The organism is Phocaeicola sp. RTP21198st1_B8_RTP21198_201120, from assembly GCF_040929485.1.
GTDB classification, from domain to species: Bacteria; Bacteroidota; Bacteroidia; order Bacteroidales; family Bacteroidaceae; genus Phocaeicola; species Phocaeicola dorei.
The window spans coordinates 1-21,192 of the sequence record NZ_JBCOCI010000016.1; the positions used below are offsets into that span (position 1 = coordinate 1).

The 21,192-nt window shown below is 36.8% G+C and carries 10 protein-coding genes; 4 read left to right on the forward strand and 6 right to left on the reverse strand.

All coding sequences use genetic code 11. The features are described 5' to 3' along the window. Window positions 1-719: 719 nt before the first annotated feature. The 4 genes from AB5935_RS08935 to AB5935_RS08950 all read right to left on the reverse strand — a co-directional run bounded on the left by AB5935_RS08935 (window position 720) and on the right by AB5935_RS08950 (window position 7,821). On the reverse strand, window positions 720-1,910 hold the full coding sequence (locus tag AB5935_RS08935; protein ID WP_038612192.1) for an OmpA family protein: 1,191 nt from the start codon (window positions 1,908-1,910) through the stop codon (window positions 720-722). Window positions 1,911-1,914: 4 nt separating this feature from the next. Beyond that, window positions 1,915-4,713, reverse strand: a complete 2,799-nt coding sequence (locus AB5935_RS08940) for a hypothetical protein (protein WP_038608774.1) — start codon at window positions 4,711-4,713, stop codon at window positions 1,915-1,917. Between the two features lie 526 nt (window positions 4,714-5,239). Then, a complete protein-coding gene (locus AB5935_RS08945; RefSeq protein ID WP_007836855.1) occupies window positions 5,240-6,148 on the reverse strand; it encodes a helix-turn-helix domain-containing protein in 909 nt (302 codons plus the stop codon). Between the two features lie 335 nt (window positions 6,149-6,483). After that, window positions 6,484-7,821 (reverse strand): glycoside hydrolase family 28 protein, encoded by a 1,338-nt coding sequence (locus AB5935_RS08950; RefSeq protein ID WP_007844769.1) that lies wholly within the window; start codon window positions 7,819-7,821, stop codon window positions 6,484-6,486. A gap of 405 nt (window positions 7,822-8,226) precedes the next feature. Between AB5935_RS08950 and AB5935_RS08955 the strand changes: the two genes are divergently transcribed. The 4 genes from AB5935_RS08955 to AB5935_RS08970 all read left to right on the forward strand — a co-directional run bounded on the left by AB5935_RS08955 (window position 8,227) and on the right by AB5935_RS08970 (window position 19,954). After that, window positions 8,227-11,487: a SusC/RagA family TonB-linked outer membrane protein gene (locus AB5935_RS08955; RefSeq protein ID WP_008652984.1), complete on the forward strand. Its 3,261-nt coding sequence runs from the start codon at window positions 8,227-8,229 to the stop codon at window positions 11,485-11,487. A gap of 15 nt (window positions 11,488-11,502) precedes the next feature. Next, window positions 11,503-13,152 (forward strand): RagB/SusD family nutrient uptake outer membrane protein, encoded by a 1,650-nt coding sequence (locus AB5935_RS08960; RefSeq protein WP_007836860.1) that lies wholly within the window; start codon window positions 11,503-11,505, stop codon window positions 13,150-13,152. Window positions 13,153-13,281: 129 nt separating this feature from the next. Further along, window positions 13,282-15,618 carry a glycoside hydrolase family 2 TIM barrel-domain containing protein gene (locus tag AB5935_RS08965; protein ID WP_007836862.1) on the forward strand — a complete coding sequence of 779 codons (2,337 nt, stop codon included), beginning with the start codon at window positions 13,282-13,284 and terminating at the stop codon, window positions 15,616-15,618. Window positions 15,619-15,712: 94 nt separating this feature from the next. Then, a complete protein-coding gene (locus AB5935_RS08970; protein WP_368327398.1) occupies window positions 15,713-19,954 on the forward strand; it encodes a two-component regulator propeller domain-containing protein in 4,242 nt (1,413 codons plus the stop codon). Window positions 19,955-19,974: 20 nt separating this feature from the next. On the opposite strand, the gene AB5935_RS08975 is transcribed toward AB5935_RS08970, so the two are convergent. Beyond that, window positions 19,975-20,844 carry a hypothetical protein gene (locus AB5935_RS08975; protein ID WP_022185843.1) on the reverse strand — a complete coding sequence of 290 codons (870 nt, stop codon included), beginning with the start codon at window positions 20,842-20,844 and terminating at the stop codon, window positions 19,975-19,977. Continuing rightward, window positions 20,841-21,143 (reverse strand): hypothetical protein, encoded by a 303-nt coding sequence (locus AB5935_RS08980; protein ID WP_007844761.1) that lies wholly within the window; start codon window positions 21,141-21,143, stop codon window positions 20,841-20,843. The genes AB5935_RS08975 and AB5935_RS08980 overlap by 4 nt, the downstream gene beginning before the upstream one ends. Between the last annotated feature and the right edge of the window lie 49 nt (window positions 21,144-21,192).

Below are 21,192 nucleotides of genomic sequence, written 5' to 3' on the forward strand. Positions count from 1 at the left end.
AAGAATTGTAAAACAAAGAAAATCCCTGTAAATTAATACTTTACGGGGATTTTTTATTTTTTGATGTATAGTAAAAATAGGCATATCAAAGTATTCTTTCGGTGTACCTTATTACGGATCACCTGTAAAATATGGAGAGTGTTGCAAAGCTGTTTTCATTTCGCATCAGAAAGCATACTTTTGCATGGAACTATACATACGTATGTGCAGGGTTATATATGTGTACGTACAGTCTTATGCGTACATATGTGATATCCTCATGCCCAAAAAGTGTTTTTTAAAAGATCAAGAACTTTTCAAAAAAGAAGACGACCTTTTTAAAAAATAACAGGAACTTTTTTAAAAACGTCTTGATCTTTTTTATTGCTGCCAATACATCGTAAACCGTCATTCTGTGGAGGTACAAACTTTTCATGTGTACTTTTTGTGGGGAAAAAGCCTAAAATACCCTACTTTATATCAAGCCGAAACAATTTATAAAAAAAGAATATATAGCTGAAAACAAGGATGTTATGTAAAAATATGCTTCAAAACGTTGTGAGAGTATGAGAACATGAATAAGAGCAAGTATTTTTATCCTTACTACATAAATAGTTTATAATAAACCTGTTATATATGCAGTGAGGGTATACATGGTTCGAACTTTTCTTAGAAACATGCAAAACGGCTATATTCCACGATATAGGAATATATGCCGTTTTGATAGAGGGGAAATTTTTTTATGGTATATAATTCCAATAATCCATATTTGTAACGATTTGAACTATAATTTTACGATCTCCTTCTCGTATTTCGTTGGGAGCATTCTGAGATGCATAAGATATTTTTGCGCCCACTCCTTTTGCTTTTAACATTTTATTGGGAACTCCTTTCTTTATAAGTGCATTGACTACAGCGTCTGCACGTTTTTGGGATAGTTCCATATTGTATTGTGATGATCCTTTTGCATCAGTACATCCTGTAATGAGATATTTTTTGCTTGTGTCTGTCAGCATAATTTGAGCTATTTCATCAATGATAGTAGCTGCTTTAGGAGTTATTTCTGTTTTATCAAACTCAAAATAGATATTGTTGAATAAATCATATAAAACATTGGGCTGGTTTGGAGTCTCTACAATTTGTTTCATGATTATAGGTTTTTCTATTTCTTTTTCTATGATTTTTTCCACATATTGAATTTCCGGTTTGACTTTTAGGGATTTACCACCAATGCGCCACATCAATCGAATGCTTCCTTGCCATGAATTGGCTATATGTTTGTATGGCATGATGAGATAGTCTCCTTGGAGTCCTATGCCAATGTTGTCATTAAGCCACATATTCACGCCTATTCCCAATGAAATAGGGATAAGATTTTGTTTATCCTTCCCTTCTTTAGTATAATCATTTGACAGATTCCATCCCATCTCCTCACTGTTGAATTCTTCCATCCCCTTATAATTGATCTTAAAATTCTTGTACATATAGTTGACCCCCATTCGAAGAAAAGGATCAATATAATTTGAATGGAAATATTCACCTAGGCGCCACTGTAAACCGATTCCTGTCATACCTAGCCATCTTGATTCCTTACCGTTACGGACAGGATCGGAACTGTAGTCTAATGTTCCTTGTAAATCTAGATAAAAATGAGAGTTAAGTTCACGAGCAAAATATAGATTTCCTCCGAAAATGAAATCTTTTTTGTTAGTACCTACAGTGTAACCGCCTTTATTATTAGTATGGAAATTAATAACATTAAAACGTGTCATTTGAAGTCCGGTTGCGCCTATACCTATTTCCCATGCTTTTTTATTATTATCGGTTGTTCCATTCTTTGCGCTTTTTTGTGCATTTATAGGTAAACCGAAACATAATACTGAGGTAAAGCATAGTATGAGATGGATTTTATGTATATATATTTTCTTCATATTTTTATTCTTCATAGATAACTTGTACTTCGGGCAACTCATAAGAGCTGTTATAGTTTTCAATAATAAATGTTTTTTCATCCTTTCCTTTTCGGAGATAACCTTGATAATATCTATAGAAATATGAACTATTGCCATTGTCAATGTATATGGATGAATTTAAAAACGGTGCGAATACTTTGAACGTTGGAACTTCTGCAGAAGATCTGTTATTAGAACTTGATGCTTCTTGTGAACCAGCTGTTGAGGTATATCTGAATGTGATATATGCCATTTTAAGTTTGTTGGCTTCTTCTTCAGTATAAGCTATCGGTTCTACATAGTCCATTCCATTTTCTTTAACGACACGTGTGGTCGATGATTTGTAAATTCTTGTAAAGTCTATTTTTGAAAAATCCAATTCACCTTCTGCAGATGAGAAACTGGGTGCTTCTCCATTGGATATTATTTTTAATTTTAATGTTTTTAGCGTAGGTCCCATTTGATAAGGAGCTAATAAACAAATACCATTCCATTGGAAAGTTTCTCCATAATAAGGCTCTCTAGCTTTTACAGTGTAATAAACGTCACTTCCATCCCAATATTCAGATTGATTGTTTTTGAATTTTCCGGGATTTTCTTGAATGAACCGATAGGTATAAATATAGTAATAATATCCTCCATTATTTGAACTAGAATTTTGGCTTGAATATAATTTTTTGTCTGACAAAATACTGTTGGGATTATTTTTATCAGAGACTCTATATGCGTCTAAATTCCTTGAACCACTATTAGGTAAATAAGAAGGGATATTTTGCCATTGGTCTTCCGGATTAACTTTTCGTTGTATATAGAAATATAGAAACTGATAATCGTATAATGAATTTGAATTATCGCGAAGGATCATTCTCATGCGTACTCTATTGGGAACATATGTGTTTTTAGCGGATTCTTGCGGTGTCTTTCCGGCTAGGGTTACTTCTTTTACCGTTCCCCAGCGTAAGTTTATGTCTTGTATTTCGGGTAAATCTTCTTTAGGTACAATAAACTCTCCGTTTTCATTGGTTATGTAAGTTTTTTCTGCATTGATACCCGGCATACCTTTTACTTGAGCTTTGGGTGCGATTTGTCCAGTTTCATCATATACTTTATAGAGTACACCTCCATCAGTTGTGCGTACATATTCACCATATTCTGATTGAGAATATTGTGCAATAACATTAGGTATACCCTTAATGATGGTAACTTCTGTTCCCGGTTTTCCTGGTTCTCCGGGTTTGCCGTCTTTGCCATCTTCTCCGTCTTTGCCATCTTTTCCGCGTAGATAGTCATAAAAATCATTTAACGTATTTTTTTCACAGTTCCATACTCCACCATTTTTGTGATCGATAAGTGCGTCTGTTGTACCACAACGTTTAGCTAAGTCATTTTTCCACAGTTCATGTGCTGACAAACCATTGCTTCCGTTTATTCCGTCTTTACCGGCTAAATAATTGAAAAAATCATATTCTGAAACTTTGTCAGAAGGCCATTTTTGTCCTGGATTTTTAGGATCATTAATATTGCCTGTTCCTACAGTTTCTTTCCATAGTTCATAAGTGGATTTTCCATTGTTACCATTTGTTCCACTGAGGTAAGTATAGAAATCTGCCATTGTAATTTTATCTTTGGCCCATGCTGAATTATTTTTGTCTTTGATTTTGTCATTTTTGACATCATTCACCCATAATTCGTATGCAGATGCTCCGTTAACTCCTTTTTCTCCTTGAGCTTTTATTCCTGTATCAGTAGTACCTATCCACCAATTTCCGTTATTACCTATATGGGGAGATATGCCATCATCTCCTTTCTCTCCTTGAGCTTTTATTTTTGTATCGGTAGTACCTATCCACCAGTTCCCATTTTTTATAACCGGGGTAAGTCCGTCCGTTCCTTTATCACCTTGTTCTCCTTTGGGGCCTTGCACTGCAATCCCTGTATTGGATGTGCCTATCCACCAGTATCCGTCTTTAATGAAAGGGGTTAAGCCGTCGCTTCCTTTTTCTCCTTGAGCTTTTATTTTTGTATCGGATGTATTGATCCACCAGTTTCCATTAGGACCAATATAAGGGGATGCTCCGTCTTTACCATTTTCTCCTTTTTGACCTTGAGCGGGAAAATTTGTATCATGATTGCCAATGTACCAATTACCATTTTCACCAACATGTGGAGTAATACCATTTTCACCATCTTTCCCTTTTAAATATAAAAAGAAATGTTCCATTGTTGTTTGGTTTTTGGGCCAATTTATATTGCCGTCAGCAACAGATTGTTTCCATAATTCATAAGCGGAAAGTCCGTCTTTTCCATTAATTCCATTCTTTCCATCTTTGCCGATAGCTTTGATTTCTGTGTCTTTATTGCCGATATACCAATTTCCATTTTCACCAATATGAGGTGATTGTCCGTCTCTTCCGCTAAGAAAATCCCAAAAATCGGCTTCTGTATTTTTTGAAGAGGGCCAAATGAGCGAAGGGTCATGAGGGTTGGTGACATTACCTTGGGTGATCAGGATTTTCCATTGATCGTATGCAGACATTCCATCTTTTCCTTTGTCTCCTTTTTCTCCTTTTATATAAACTAAAAAGTCTGCTAAATCAACTTGGGTGGAAGGCCAGTTTATATGACCGGTTTCAACTTCTTCTTTCCATATCTCATAAGCGGATTTGCCATTGGTTCCCTGAGGACCTTGGGGTAATTCAAAATCAATACTGCTGCACGAGAAAAAAAATGTGCAAAGTAGCACTGATAATACATAAATTTTGCATTTCTTTTTTGTATACATGACTATAAATAATTAAAAATGAATTACTTTTTGTTGTTACATATTTGATAAACTCAGTTCTGCTTTATTGAATACTGTATCGTCGGGGGTGTTCATGCAATTTTATATTTTAGGTTATTCTACTGTGTGCGATTTACATTATAATAATATTCACATTTTATTTAGGTGCAAAGTTCTATATTTGGTGCTAAAAAGAAGTTGCGTATTTAAAAGATTTGTTTGCATATAATCAATCTTTTCTTTTATATCTGCATAAAAAGGTTTCCTATTTTTCTTAATGTTCGTTTTTGGATAGTTTTAAATGGTAGATACTTCATATGATTTTACATAAGGAGTATATGTGATAAGTTTTTTCATATATTGATGGTGGATTATGATTAAGTTTTGTGATATTTGTTTTTATATGACGTATAGAAACTCTTAAAATAGATCCATATACCGAGATCAGGAAACAAACTTATTCTTAGCTTCAGTATGTATGATGGAGATAAGTATATTCATAATCTTTAGGATGCGGGATGTTTGTTTAATCGTTTGCGGAAACAGAATATGTTTCGAGAGGAGGTGTACCTTTTGATTCTTCTCCTTTTTTACGTATTTCGTTAGGAGTGGCTCCAATATTCCTTTTACAGTAGGTCGTAAAATGGGAAAATGTCTTGAAATGATAGTCCAACATTATTTGTTTGATGGGTAGGGTACTTTCTTTTAACTTGAATTCAATTTCATAAGATGTTTGCTTTTGTAACCATTGATATGGTGTATCTCCATGAAAGTTTTTTTTGAATAACTGTGTGAAAATAAGGTCGTTATATCCGCATAGAATAGCTAATTCTTTGGCAGTTCTGCAAGCTTTGTAATGTGTCATGACGGATACGAAAAACTGAAGATCATTCGAAAGGGCATAACGGAAAATGGAGGCAATTTCGTTTTTGCTATAGCAAATTTTAAATAATGAGAACAGCTCATATTCTTTGGCTCGATGTAAGTCGGGAATTTCTGTTCCATTTTTCATGTAATCGACCAGCAAATCCAAGTAGGAACGTATTAACGGATAAATGGGAAGAACTTCTACCGGTTTTACTTCTTCGATGGATATGTCTTGTAGATATTCTATTATTCTGCTATGTAGATAAGGGGCCACAATATTACATGCATGGATGACGAGTTGTACATCATCCATTGTTTTGATTTTACATTTATGTAAGCTGCTGATAAAGAAAAATTCATTTTGCACTGCTATCAGAGGCATTGATTCCATTTGATCTCTGAAGAGACATAAAGATCCTTTTAGTACAAAACAAACTTGGAATTCATGGTTTTCATTCAGATTTTGGATAATTTCTCCCTTGCCTATATGAAGATATCTGAATTGGCTGAATCTGGATAGTGCAAGAGGATCACGGTATAAATTCTTTAGTAAAAATAGCATTTCCATATATTATGAACATTTTAAGATAAAAAAAGTTTTGATATATCTATCCCAGGCAAATATAACTTGATATTTAAAATGTTTTAAAGCTATAGAAGGAATATGCAACTAAATCATTGCTAATATGAAATTGAATCTTCTGTTTAAGAAAGAGTTTATCAACATATGAAATTATAAGGTATTTAAGGCCGGATGCTTTGGATAGTAGCTTATAAAGTGGAAGATGTTTACTGATTTTTTATGAGTGAATGTAAATAAGTGATTTGGAATGGAGAAAAATTTAAGGATCTTTTCCTTATTGTTTACAAGATAACAATAAGGAAAAGATCCTTAAATTTAAATTATTGCTGGTATTGGCCATTCACTATAACATTTTTCATACGAATATTGTGAAAAGCATCTTTATTCCATTGGGAAAATTTAGTTTCGATCTTTACATCTTTAAATGAAAAATTGGATAACTCATACTCAGCTTCATTTTTATTCACATTTAGAAATTTGTCACATTTCAGTTCTATGTTGTGCATCGTGATATGGCTTCCGTAGGATTTAGGAATCGTTGTTCTTCCTTTCAAGTCATAAAATTGTTTCCATGACGAAACTCCTAGTAAAGCCTTGCAGAAGCCTTTTACATTTTCTACTGTGATGTATTCATAGTGTTGCGGAGTATCAGGCCGCATTTTCAATAGAAGTAGTTCATTACCGCCTTCTGCTCTGCAATTGCGCATTAATACATTATAGACATGGATGGACTCGCTGCCACAAGTCATGCAACTGCCAGTAGTATGATCAAAGAAACAATCTTCTATTAGAATGTTTTTATTGGGACCGTTATAAGTATCCTGATCGGCATAAGGTCCTTTTCCACCTTTAAAGCAGATGGCGTCATCATTTACAGTAAACCGGCATCCTTTAATATGAAAATTGGTACATACATCCATATCTATACCGTCCGCACTAGCTGATTTTATAGGTTTGATAGGAGAGAAAATTCGTAGATTGAGTAATTTCACTTTATCGCAGCGATAATAATGGCTGGTCCAAAAAGGAGAGTTCTGTAAAGTCACATCAGCAACCTGCACATTACGGCAATGAGCTATGTAAAGTAGGCGTGGTCGCATTTCGTCCTTGTTTGTACATTGAGGATTCCATTCGCGACGTAGGCGGAAAGCTTTCCAGTAGGGAGTGCCGTTTCCGTCAATTGTACCTTTGCCGCTAATTGTAAAGGTATCTAACCCGTCGGCATTGATTAATGCACCGAAGTATTTGCAGTATTCACCTTCAATGCGAGTCATGAGGAGAGGGAAATCCATAATGTTCTCACTACCTAGTAAGGTGGCGCCTTTTGACAAATAAAGATGAGTCCCTTGTTTGAAAAAGAGGGAACCGCTTTTATAAATTCCTTCAGGGATGTAAATGACCCCACCGCCATTGGCTGCCGCTTCGTCTATGATCTTTTGTATTTTCTGTGTTTGAACGATATGGGGATTGCTTTCAATTCCATAATCGGAAAGGTCGTATTTTTTTCCTAAGGAGTCAGGATGGACCACTTTAGTTTGGAGAAACCATTCGGAGATAGGAGTACCATCAGGAAACACATTTTGTTTTCTTTGTTCTTTTTTTGCCATTGAGGGTACTATTATGCTCAAGCATAACAGGAGTGATAGTAATTGTTTCATAAATAAGTTTTTCATTTGGTTCATATTATGTGGATGACAAAGAAAAACAATAACAGTCAATTGTATCTGTATTTATTGTTTTATTCAATGGAAAATTGTACGGCTTGATTCTTTTCATTAAGGCGGATGGTTGTGATATAGAGAGATTCCTTAGTCTGGAAAGAACAATTCAGGAGCCTTTTTTTATCTGCACAGTCGTTTCTCCAAACTTATAAAAGCTTGAATAAATCGCGCTTTTTGCCCTGTTTATACTATTTTCCATCTATGTAGATTCTTTTCCATATTTTCAGAGGTTTGTGGCTGTTCCGGCTATTTTTTATTCATGGCATTATATCTAGTTTTGCCATGTTCCTTGATGAAGAAATGAAGGGATTAGATTTTATGTATAACTTTAATTAATTACAAATGAAAGACTCGGAGAACAAACTATCGGGAAGTATGCATTCTTTTAAAAGGATGCTTTCCTTTGGTATTCTTATGGTAATTGCGATGACCCTGTTTGCTCAGGTTAAGAATGTATCGGGCGTGGTGCTTGATAAAAAAGGGGAGAGCATAATTGGTGCCAGTGTATTGGTGAAAGGTACTACTAATGGTACGATTACCGATTTTGACGGTAATTTTGTTTTGAGGAATGTGGCCGACAATGCCATTTTGCAGATTAGTTTTGTCGGATATCAAACTTCAGATGTATCAGTTAAGGGACAGAACAATATTAAGGTGGTATTGTCAGAAGATACTGAGACATTGGATGAGGTGGTAGTCATAGGATATGGCTCGGTTAAGAAAAGCACTTTGACGGGTGCGGTTGCCAAAATGGATTCTAAGGCAATAGAGGATCGTCCTTTGGCTCGTGCAGAGAATGCTTTGCAAGGTCAATTGGCTGGAGTGACAGTACGTAATACAACAGGTGAGCCGGGAGCCGATATGCAGATCCGTGTCCGCGGTGCGGCTTCTGTCAATGCAAATTCCGATCCACTTTATGTGGTTGATGGGGTGCCTATGAATACGTTGAGCGGATTGAATCCTTCGGATATCGCTTCCATAGAAGTTTTGAAAGATGCTGCTTCTGCTGCGATTTATGGTTCACGTGGTTCCAATGGAGTTGTTTTGGTTAGTACTAAACAAGGTAAGAGTGGAAAAGCGAAGGTGGCGTTCAATGCTAGTTTCGGTGTACAGACATTAGAGAAAAAAATGGATGTGCTTAATGCGACGGAATGGATGGAATTTAAATTGAGATGGAATGATGCAAACTATTTGCAGGAAGCGAAGAAATTGGGTTTGACTAGTGCCAGTATAAAGGATGATAATGCCACACGTTTGTCTAATCTCGGAATTCAGGCAGGTACGGCAAACTCTTATCTGGTTGTTTTTGATGAACGTTGGTTTAACTATTTGGGAGATGACATGAGGAATGCGCATACTTATACTCCCAATCCGGAACAACTTAGCCTGTTGGATTGGCAGGATGAGTTTTTTCGTAACTCTATCGTACAGGATTATAGTTTGAATGTTTCGGGAGGGACGGAAAACACATCTTATTTATTCTCAGGTGGATATATGAATCAGGCTGGTATCGTTACCGGTACGGGATATGAAAGATTCTCTTTTCGTGCCAATATTGAATCAAAGATAAACAAATATCTTACAATAGGTATGAATATGGCTCCTACGTATATTGTGCAGGATGGTTCCGGACAGGCAAATGGTAAGGATTCCCAGGTACATCAGGCTTTGTATGCTACACCGGTATCGGAACCGGGGGTAGGATATATGACAAATGTTGATCCGAATCCCTATTATCTTTGGGCGGGAAGCACATCGAGTCCGGTTTATAATATGGAGAAGAATATCAAACAGAATAGAATGATGCGTTTGGTTGGGAATGCTTTCGTACGTATCACTCCGTTTAAAGATTTCAGGGTAGAACTTTCTGCTTCGGCTAATTATTATGATTTGGATGGAAATGATTATAAGTACACTAGTACAACCGGTAGTTGGGCGCAGGGAGAAGGACAAAACTCTTCGGGGGGGCATAATACGGAAAGAAAATGGAGTACTCTTTTGCAGGCTCTTGCAAATTATGACCATGTTTTTGGCAATCATGGAATTAGTGTAATGGCGGGTTTTTCTTCCGAACAGAGTAATCTTGGTTTCAGTACGGCCCAATCTTTTAACAAACCATTTCCCAATGATGCCATAACAGGTTCCTTTGATGGTTCGAAAGTTACAGCAGGAACTAATACGGTAACAGAGAAAACAGCGAATAAATTGTTGTCTGTGTTTGGACGTTTGCAATATAATTATGCAGAACGTTATATGTTGTCCGGTAGTTTGCGTTATGATGGCGGTTCCGTATTCGGAGCTAACAATAAGTGGGGCATCTTTCCGGCTGTTTCCGGAGGTTGGTTAGTGTCAAATGAGAAATTCTTTAAAAATTGGAGAATGTCTTGGTGGAATACATTGAAGCTGAGGGCTAGCTATGGTGTGACCGGTAATAATTCTATCAGTAACACGGCTGCTTATCCTACTTTGTCTGCAGGAAATTATGCAGGTGCTCCCGGTTATAAGGCAAATTCTTTAGGTAATGCTGATTTAGGTTGGGAAAAAACACATAGTACTGATGTTGCGCTTGATTTAGGATTCTTCAATAATAGAATTCAATTGTCGCTGGATTGGTATACCAAGAATACGACTGATTTGTTATATCAGGTACCTGTGGAAGGAGCTTCCGGTTTTACTACCGTTTGGGATAATTTAGGAGATATCCATAATGAAGGCTTTGAGATCGAATTGAATACGCATAATCTCACAGGAAAATTTTCATGGAGTACGTCATTCAATATGTCATATAATAAAAATGAGGTGAAAGCTCTAGGGAAAGATAATACTCCGGTATATTCGGGATTTGATAAGAACAATCCGTCTAATATTCTGACTGTGGGAAAGCCTGTTAATACATTCTATATGTATGATGCAATAGGTGTATGGAAAAATCAAGCTGAAATTGATGCTTATAGTGCTGCCCATGGAGGAAAGCCGGTTACTTTTGAAGGAAAACAAATTGTACCGGGTGATATCCGATACAAAGATGTAAATAATGATGGTGTGTTCGATAAAGATAATGACAGGGACTATTTAGGTAGTCCTACTCCTAAATTAGTATTTGGAATGACGAATACTTTTACTTACAGAAATTTTGATTTGTCTATCTTGATGACAGCTCAGACAGGAGGAAAGATTTTTGGTGTATTGGGACGTGCCATTGACCGTCCGGGTATGGGGGCTAAAGGGAATGCTTTAGGACATTGGAGAGAGGCATGGTGGTCGGAAGATGAGCCGGGCAATGGAAAAGTACCTTATATTTTAAGTTCTACTACAGGTGCTACGTTAGACTCCCGATGGTTATATTCTTCCAATTATCTGCGTATCAAGAATTTGACTTTGGGGTATAAATTACCTATTAATCCTAAATTTATTTCCTATGCACGTGTATATGTATCCATTGAAAATCTGGCTAAATGGGATAGTTATTATGGAGGGTACTCTCCGGAGGCGGCCAATACGGCAGCCAGTTCCTCACCCGGAGGTAGCAGTGCTTTGGGATTGGACTATGGTGGTTATCCTTCACCGAGAATTTACACTTTGGGTATCAACGTTAATTTCTAATAAAAATATAGAGCTATGTTCAAATTAAAAAATATATTGCAATTGAGTGCATTGATGTTCTTTGTTATGTCGTGCGATGATTATTTGGAAACTCCTCCTGCTGATTTAATGACCTCTGATGGTTTCTATCAGACTCCCAGTCAGTCTGAACAAGGGGTGGTAGGTATTTATTCCGATTTGCGTGAACTTGCCAATTCAGAGTATTTATTGATGTCTGAATGTCGTTCGGATAATGCATGGACAGAACCAAGACCTAATGGGTTGAGAGATTTTTCAGAGATAAGCACATTCAGAGCTACCAGTGATTTGGCAACTTTTAATAGTGTATGGAATACATGGTATAAAGTAATTTATGATGCGAATACTGCTATTGCCAAAATAGCAGGATGTAACTTTGAATCGAATGATAAGATTAAAAAGCAGTTTATGGGCGAAGTCTATTTTCTGAGAGGATGGGCTTATTTTGAGTTATCACGCCTTTTTGGTAATGTTCCGATTATTGATGCTCCTTTATCGCCTAGTGAAGTGAAGAAAGTACCTCAATCGTCTGCACGGGAAGTTTTGGATAATATAGTGGTTCCTGATTTGATTAATGCGCAGACGATGCTTCCTCTAAAAGAAAATATGGTGAGTGCGAATGGAACTTCGATTGTATTGCAGGGGCGTGCGGACAAGATGGCGGCAGAAGCTATGCTGGCACGTGTGTATATGACTTTGGCGGGTTTCCCATATTATGATTCCGATGCCAAGATATTAGCTAAAAAGCAATTGGAAATTGTGTTGAATTACTCAAAATCCAATCAGAATAAATATTGGGCTCCGACACTTGATGAATGGAGAAAGCAGTGGATGCCGAGCACGGATTATTATAATAAATACTCTATTTTTGCTATTCAGTATCGTACGGGAGGAACAGGCAACAGCGCTTTGTTTAATTTCAGTATGGCTCTACCTCCTTCCTATACGAATAGAAGAATCTTTGGAAATGAAATTTATGTGGAAAAGAGTTTGATGTATGAATTTGATAAAATTTATTCTGATGGGAAAAAAGATGGAAGAGGGAATGGTTTTTCTGTTCTGACAGGATATGAGGCAGAGCCTAATTATCCGGCTTATACGAATACAAAAGAGAAATTGATTTTGGAAGATGGTTCGCAAGTGGATGTTTATACAAAATCAATGTTTTATAAGTTTATGCCTAGTAAACGGAAGATAGCGGAACTTGGGATGTCACTGACTCCGGAAGTCACAATGAAAGACGATAATGACTGGCCTGTAAATCTTCCTATTTTACGCTTGGAAGATATGATGTTGATGTATGCTGAGTTATTGGTTGAAGAAGGTAAAATAATGGAAGCTGTAGCTTATGTGAATGATATCCGTAAAAGAGCCGGTTGTGATGAGGTGAATACGGTAAGTGCTGCAGATGCTTTGAAATTGATAAAACGGGAGCGTAGAATAGAATTAATGGGAGAAGGAGTGCGTTGGTTTGATTTGGTGCGTTGGGGGGAATGGCAAACGGAAATTCAAAGTTTATTTGATAGTTATCATAATCCGGATGGTACCGATAAGAATAATGTAAAGACAGGACGTTATTTATATCCTATTCCATTGAATCAATTAAATGTGACTCCGGGATTATATAAACAAAATGAGGGATATTAAGTATATAAGTTAAACAAAGTTAGTTTTGAAGGTGAAAAGGTAAAGAGGTGTGTCAAAAGCTATTTTTGATAATTGCTTTGTTATGTGGCACACCCTCTTTTTATCGGAAAATAGAGAAGTAGATTATTTATGAAAAATAAAAAGTTGCTTATTGCCATTTTGTGCATATTTGTATTTGATTTGCCGGGGGCTGCTAATCGCATTCGGCAGAATTTTGACTTTGACTGGCAGTTTAGATTAGGAGAAAATGGAGATTTTAGAGAGGTACAATTACCGCATGACTGGAGTGTGGAGTTGGATTTTGATGAAAAAGCAGGAGGAGCGAGTGGTTATTTGCCGGGTGGCATAGGTTGGTATCGCAAATCTTTTATGATTCCGGCGAGTTACAAAAATCAAAAAGTTAGTCTTGTTTTTGATGGTATTTATCATAAAGCTACTATTTTTTTGAATGGAAAGGAGATTGCTTATCATCGTTATGGATATACTTCGTTTGAAACAGATCTGACCCCTTTCCTGAAATATGGAGAGAGTAATGACTTGAAAATCAAGGTAGATCATTCAGAAATTTCTCGCTGGTATACTGGTTCCGGCATTTATCGGCATGTCTGGTTGCAAGTGACTAACCCTATTCATGTAAAAATGTGGGGAACTTATGTTACGACACCGGAGATAACTGAATCCCAGGCAACGGTCAAGATTGTCACTACTATCGAAAACTCCATGGAGTTACCGACAACAGTGATTGTCCAGCAACGCCTGTTGGATGGTGATGGAAAAATTGTAAAAGCAGAAGGTAAAGAGGTGATGGCCCGGACTACGTTGAAACTTGATAAAGAAAAAACAGCTGAAGTAGTTCAGAATTTGTTAGTCAGCCATCCTAAATTATGGGATTTGGATTTTCCCTATCGTTATACGGTGGAAACCATTATAAAAAAAGGAGGAAAGACAATTGATAAATATCTGACTCCTTTTGGAATACGTTCAGTGAAATTTGATAAAGACAAGGGTTTTTTTCTCAATAACAAACATCTTAAGCTGAAAGGCATGTGCCTTCATCAGGATGCAGGATGTTTGGGAACGGCTGTACCGGATAGGGCTTATGAACGCCGTTTGCTTATTTTAAAGGAATTTGGCACGAATGCTATCCGTTGCTCGCATAATCCTCCTTCTCCGGAATTTCTTAACTATTGTGATTCTATTGGCTTTTTGGTTATAGATGAGGCTTTTGATAAATGGAAATCGGGATATTATGAAGAATTTTTTGATTCTAGCTGGCAGCAGGATATCAGCGATATGGTAATTCGTGACCGTAATCATCCTTCTGTTATCTTGTGGAGTATAGGTAATGAGTTGGCTGAGGCAAAATTAAAAGATGATACAGGGATTGAACGTGCTGGTATGTTGCAGGATTTTGTACATCAACTGGATCCGAGCCGTCTTGTTATGCTCGCTTTGCAGCCGGGATTTGAAGATAAATTTGCTTCGGTGACAGATGTACTAGGGTATAATTATATGGAACCTCGGTTGATTTATGATAAAAAGAAATACCCGGAACGTATTTGCCTGATCAGTGAGAGCTATCCTTATTATAGTAGCATACGTGAATTTGATTCACGTGATTATGATGAGAAAAATCCATGGAATTATGTAATGGAACATGAATATATTTGTGGCTCTTTCATGTGGACCGGTGTGGATTATATTGGGGAGAGTTCAGGTTGGCCTAGTAAGGGATGGCCTTCTGCTCCGTTTGACATGTGTATGTCTGAAAAACCTAGAGGAGGATATTTTCGGGCTTTGTGGAATGAGAAGCCTTTTTTGGGACTTTATGTCATAGATTATAATTTGGATGAAGATCCGGGTAAAGACCATTGGCAAGCACCGGGAATGGTACACGATTGGACTTTTCCTTATCAGGATGCGCGTGTCATGCAGATTCAAACGCCGTCTAATTGTGACGAAGTGATGTTGATAGATCCTAGAGGAAAGGTATATGGACCTAGAAAGCCACGGGATTATATAAATAATACGATTAAATGGAATCAACCTTATCGTCCGGGTAAGGTGGTGGTGATAGGGTATAAAGATGGGATAGAAGTGTGCCGTGACAGTATACAGACTTCCGGAAATAAAGCTGTCCGTTTTACTCTGAAAGCGGATCGGGAACAGTTAAAGGCTGACGGGCAGGATTTATCTCATATCTCTTTGAATTTATATGATGAACAAGGCATCCCCATACGGATAGATGACAGACAAGTGAAAGTGACCGTGGAGGGTAACGGACGTTTGATGGGGATAGATAGTGGCGAGATGCGTCGTAGTGAACGTTTTAGCAGTCATACTTTACCCACTTATTTGGGTCGTGCCCAAATAGTAGTACAGGCAGGGCGTATGCGGGGACAGCTCAAAGTAAAAGTGGAGGTCGAAGGAATGGCATCGCAGGAACTTGTTCTGCTTGTTGGTTAGTAAAGACTTCCTAATTAAAAAAGGTATTTTAAAAATCACTTTTAAAATACCTTTTTTAATTTTGCGGTATTATTCTGATGTTAAACCGAATGATATGAAAAATCGTATATTTTTTTTGTTGCTCTTCTTTGTTTGTCTGGAATGGAATGCATATGCAGTTATTGATATACAATCTATTCATATTACATCCAGTGACGGATTGGCCAATAATACAATTAGAGATATTTTTCAAGATAAGAAAGGCTTTATCTGGATTAGTACCACTAATGGACTGAGCCGGTATGATGGTCACTCTTTTATAACATTGTTACCGGAAAAGGATAGTCCGATTTCATTAGCGGATTATCATGTCAAGAAGATTGATGAAGATAAAAATGGTTTTTTATGGGTGCTTTCTACTTCAAATGTATTCAGTTGCTATGATTTAAGACATAATTGTTTTGTGGATTTTACAGGATGTGGGGAACACGACCAAGCTTATGCTTATCGTGTAGAAACTGCTAATGGTGATAATTGGTTATGGGATGGACAAAAAGGTTGCAGAAAGATTTCATTTGAAAATGAACATTTTTCCTCTGTGACATTTCAATGTGAAAATGGCAAACTACCTTCTAATAAAGTGAATAGTTTGATTGAAGATTCTAGAGGGAATGTTTGGATTTGTACTCAGGAAGGATTGGTGAAAGTAACAAGAAACAAAATCGAAGTAATTTCTGATATGCATAATTTCAGAGCAGCATTTTCTTATGAGAACGCATGCTTTTTTCTTGCTGATAATGGTGATATTTATGTTTATGATGAGGATGAAAAACTACATTTTGTTCAAAGAATCGGAAAGGATGACGTTGACTTTCATTTTACTACTCATTTTGGCACGAAAGATGATTGGTGGCTTTTTACAACAAAAGGAAGTTACAGGTTTCATTTATCTACCCGGCAGGTAAGATTAGACAACCCGATTAATATCCCCAACGCTCGTTTTGTCAGAGATAATCAGGGGGATTTCTATGTTTTTAATCAGACCGGTGTGTTGCATTATTTTCAGAAGGAAACCGGAATATGTAAAATACTGTCATTGATAGATGCCGCTCAGATGATGCCTGCTGCCGAGGAACGCTATGAAGTAATACAGGATAACAGAGGATTGATATGGATATCTACTTTTGGCTATGGTTTATTTGTGTATAATCCCCAAGAAGATATAATCAGCCATTACACTTATCAGGAGACTGGTAAAAATCTAGTTCATTCCAATTTTCTGCATAGCTTATTACTCGATCACTCGGGAAATGTATGGGTAGGATCGGAGTTTGCCGGTGTTACACTTTTGTCCGTATTAAGTGAAGGATCTTATCGTATTTATCCGGAACATGAGAGTATAAATGATTATGTGAATGCTATACGTACAGTGGTAAAGATGCCCGATGGTGGTTTCTGGTTTGGTACGCGTCAAGGGAATGTTTACGCTTATGATAAAAATTTGGAGGCTGCATCTTGTTATAAGATGCCATACAATTATATTTATGCGGCTTCTTGTGATGGAGATGGTAAATTATGGTTGGGAACCCGTACGATGGGTTTATGTATTGACGGACGTTGGTATCATAAAATGGCAGGTGATACCTTGTCATTGGCACATGAGAATATATTCGATATTTATCGTGATGATAAAAATAGGATGTGGATAGGAACTTTTGGGGGAGGACTGAATTTGGCGGTTTCACGAAAAGACAGGTATGTTTTTCGTAAGTTCCTGACTGGATCCGGTCGTTTGCAGGAAGTCAGGATGATCACTCAGGATAATAAAAAAAGGTTATGGGTAGGAACTAATAAGGGATTATGTGTTTTTTATGGAGATTCCATTATTGCTGATGCTCATAATTATAAACTTTATAATTATGAAAATGGAGATTTGCCCGGATATGAAATTAAATGTATTTTTCGTGATAGTCAGAATCGTATGTGGATAGGAATGTTGGGAGGCGGATTTTCTGTTTGTAACCCTAGTGAGGATTATAGGAACTTGAAATTTGTCCATTATTCCACAACTGATGGTTTGGTCAATAACATGGTAGAGTCTATTATCGAAGATAAGACTGGAAAAATATGGATTGCCACTCAGTATGGTTTATCTCGTTTTTCACCTGATACGGAAACTTTTGAAAATTTCTTCTTTTCAGCTTCTATGCAAGGAAATGTATATAACGAACATGGCGCTGCCATAACTGAAGATGGACTTTTGCTATTTGGAACAAATCATGGAGTCATAGTCATTGATCCTTTGAAAGTAACTTCATCTCCTATGACCCGGAATGTTATTCTAACTAATTTGAAAGTGAACGGAATCACAGTACAGGTTGGTGAGAAGGATTCTCCTTTGACACAGGCGTTAAGTTATACACAGAATATAAAATTAGATTATGACCAGAATTCATTCATTATAGAATTTTCAACATTGGATTATTCTTTGGCATTTCCTTCAAGGTTTATTTATAAATTGAGTCATTTTGATAATGAATGGAGTACCCCTTCTTCTTTGAATTTTGCTTCTTATAAAAATCTTTCTCCCGGCACTTATCATCTGCATGTAAAAGCATGTAATTCTGCTGGGATATGGAGTGATGAAGAAACTGTGCTCAATATTGTTATCACGCCTCCGTTTTGGGAAACCACTTGGGCCTATCTTTTTTATTTTCTTGTCGTTGTTATTGTGTTGTATGTTGCTTTTTGTTTGATACGGAATTTCAATAATTTACGGAATCGCATTCAGGTAGAAACACAGTTGACAGAGTACAAACTCATGTTTTTTACTAATATTTCACATGAATTCCGTACTCCGTTGACAATGATTCAGGGAGCTTTGGAAAAAATAGAGAGCTTGAATAAGATTCCCAAAGAGATGGTTTATCCCATACAGTTGATGAATAAAAGTACGAATAGGATGCTTCGTCTGATTAATCAATTGTTGGAATTTCGTAAAATGCAGAACAATAAACTTTCCTTGATGCTGGAAGAAACAGATGTGATGGTGTTCTTTTATGATATTTATCGAAGTTTCAAGGAAACGGCAGATGACAAACAGATTGATTTTCATTTTGCTCCTTCTACGTCATCTTATAAGATGTTTGTTGATCAAAGTAAATTGGATAAAATAGTCTATAATCTTCTTTCGAATGCTTTAAAATATACTCCTAAAGGAGGAAAGGTTGTTTTTGCAATTATCGTTAATGAGGAAGTGGGGAAATTATTTATATCGGTTAGTGACAACGGCGTAGGGATTCCTAAGGAGAAGCAAGGAGAGCTGTTTTCCCGTTTCATGCAAAGTGGTTTTTCACATAACAGTGTGGGAATCGGTTTACATTTGACTTATGAACTGGTAAATGTACATAAAGGAAGCATTTCATTTGATGAAAATGAGGGAGGTGGTTCTGTGTTTACTGTTATCTTACCGTTAGATTCCAGTGTTTATGGAAAAAACGATTTCCTAGTATCAAGCATCCTTCAGGAAGAATCGTTTGTTCATGAGCAGTGTGATACCTATTTAACAGTAAATCATGATTCAGTGCCCCCGGACCCTTTGAATAAAAAAAGAATATTGATAATAGAAGATGATGGAGATGTGCGTAAGTTTTTAGAAACGGAACTTGGTATTTATTTTGAGATCATAAGTGAACCGGATGGGCTTTCCGGTTTACAAAAAGCTCAGTCTTTTGAGGTAGATTTGATTATTTGTGATGTATTGATGCCTGGTATGAATGGCTTTGATGTGACACGTAAACTGAAATGTGATTTTGAGACCAGTCATATTCCCATTATTTTGCTGACTGCTATGAGCACTTCGGAAAATAAACTTGAAGGGGTAGAAAGTGGTGCGGATGCATACATAACGAAGCCTTTCAGTTCCAGATTGTTATTAGCACGTATATTTCAACTTATTGAACAGAGGGAAAAGTTAAAACGAAAATTCTCTAATGACCCTGCTATGACAAGTCAGGCTTTATGTTCTACAGAACTGGATAGGAAATTTGGTGAAAAATTGCAGACTATTTTGGAAAAACAATTGGACAACCCGGAATTCACTATAGAGGATTTTGCATCTGCGGTGGGGGTAAGCCGTGCTGCTTTTTTTCGGAAAGTAAAAGGAGTGACCGGATATACACCTAATGAATATATGCGTATCCTTCGTATGAAAAGGGCTATGGAACTTTTGCAGGAGGGTATATACAATGTAAGTGAAATAGCTTATAAAGTAGGAATGAATGACCCTCTTTATTTTAGTAAATGCTTCAAATCTCACTTTGGAGCACCCCCTTCGGCTTATCTGCATAAAAAATAAATAAAGGAGCGCTTGAAAGATTATAATGTTTTCTTATTTTTGATGGATTTATACCATAAAAAGGTGACTAGCACGATAAATGCAAGGAAAATGGTAATCATTTCTGATTGGTATGTCATTGGTTCCACCCAGATTTCGTGGAAGGCATTCCATCTTCCCATAACTTCTACGAAAGTCCAAAATACGACTACTGTAGCAATAGAAAAACGGAGAGCGTATCCCCATTGACTGATATTTATCAATCTTCGGAACATAAATAGTGATCCTACAAGGCAGCCGAATGCAACCAATGCGGTGATAGGATGGCGGTCACCTATAAAATTATCATCATAGCAGAATAGCAATACCATGTAATTGGTCCATAAAATAAGATTCAGCTCCATGAAAGTAACCAGTGAGGTGTGGCGTGTCATGGGACGCATTTCTACTTGTACTTTGCTGTTGCGGAAAAATACCCGTTGCAGATAATTGAAAAAATCGCATCCGCTTTTTATATTGAATAAGTAGAGTAACATGAACATAATCCAAAATCCGAAAGAAGAGGGCATGATCAGATATTCTGGTTTGGTTACCACTTCTCCGTCTACTATGAGTGGCTGTACTCCGAAACGATGTGCGTAATACACATAAATGAATTCAATCCATCCTGTCCAAAATAACAGACCTCCGAATAGCCCCCAAAGAGTTTGTTGAGTATCTCCTTTGGCAAATACGCCCGTTATGACCATTATTAAGCCTATTAATCCCATGAAAAAGGTTGCGTAATGCATGGTTACCGGTTCCATCAGGTGTTCCATTAAGATCATCAATGCATGTCCTAGCGGCATGGTAAACAATACAATTAGGAATGAGGTGATACCGATAAACACATTTCTTTTTTTTAGTTTCATTTTTTCTTCTTTCTTTCTATGTGATATAAAATTACAAATAAAGTTCCGAATATAAGTGCCGCCCATGTGATACTGATTACTACTAAGTATCGATTATATAAATATTCCCCATCTTCGGGAGTATGGTTCAAAGTGCAAAGCAAACATCGGCACAATGGATTATTTGCGTCGTGGGAACAATAGGAGTAAATAAGGAATGACAGACTACCTATAAGTAGGGTTAGTACAGCCAGAATCTCTATCTTTCTATGATGAAGTGTCTTGTTCACAGGCATTTCATGATGTACCAGTTTAACCATGCTTGTTTTTTTTTGCAAAATTAGTTATAGAAGTATATACTGACAATAC

Coding starts and splice junctions, on each gene's coding strand:
- AB5935_RS08960 (WP_007836860.1), top strand. CDS start 11,503: ATGTTCAAATTAAAAAATATATTGCAATTGAGTGCATTGATGTTCTTT.
- AB5935_RS08950 (WP_007844769.1), bottom strand. CDS start 7,821: ATGAAACAATTACTATCACTCCTGTTATGCTTGAGCATAATAGTACCC.
- AB5935_RS08970 (WP_368327398.1), top strand. CDS start 15,713: ATGAAAAATCGTATATTTTTTTTGTTGCTCTTCTTTGTTTGTCTGGAA.
- AB5935_RS08945 (WP_007836855.1), bottom strand. CDS start 6,148: ATGGAAATGCTATTTTTACTAAAGAATTTATACCGTGATCCTCTTGCA.
- AB5935_RS08975 (WP_022185843.1), bottom strand. CDS start 20,844: ATGAAACTAAAAAAAAGAAATGTGTTTATCGGTATCACCTCATTCCTA.
- AB5935_RS08940 (WP_038608774.1), bottom strand. CDS start 4,713: ATGTATACAAAAAAGAAATGCAAAATTTATGTATTATCAGTGCTACTT.
- AB5935_RS08955 (WP_008652984.1), top strand. CDS start 8,227: ATGAAAGACTCGGAGAACAAACTATCGGGAAGTATGCATTCTTTTAAA.
- AB5935_RS08965 (WP_007836862.1), top strand. CDS start 13,282: ATGAAAAATAAAAAGTTGCTTATTGCCATTTTGTGCATATTTGTATTT.
- AB5935_RS08980 (WP_007844761.1), bottom strand. CDS start 21,143: ATGGTTAAACTGGTACATCATGAAATGCCTGTGAACAAGACACTTCAT.
- AB5935_RS08935 (WP_038612192.1), bottom strand. CDS start 1,910: ATGAAGAAAATATATATACATAAAATCCATCTCATACTATGCTTTACC.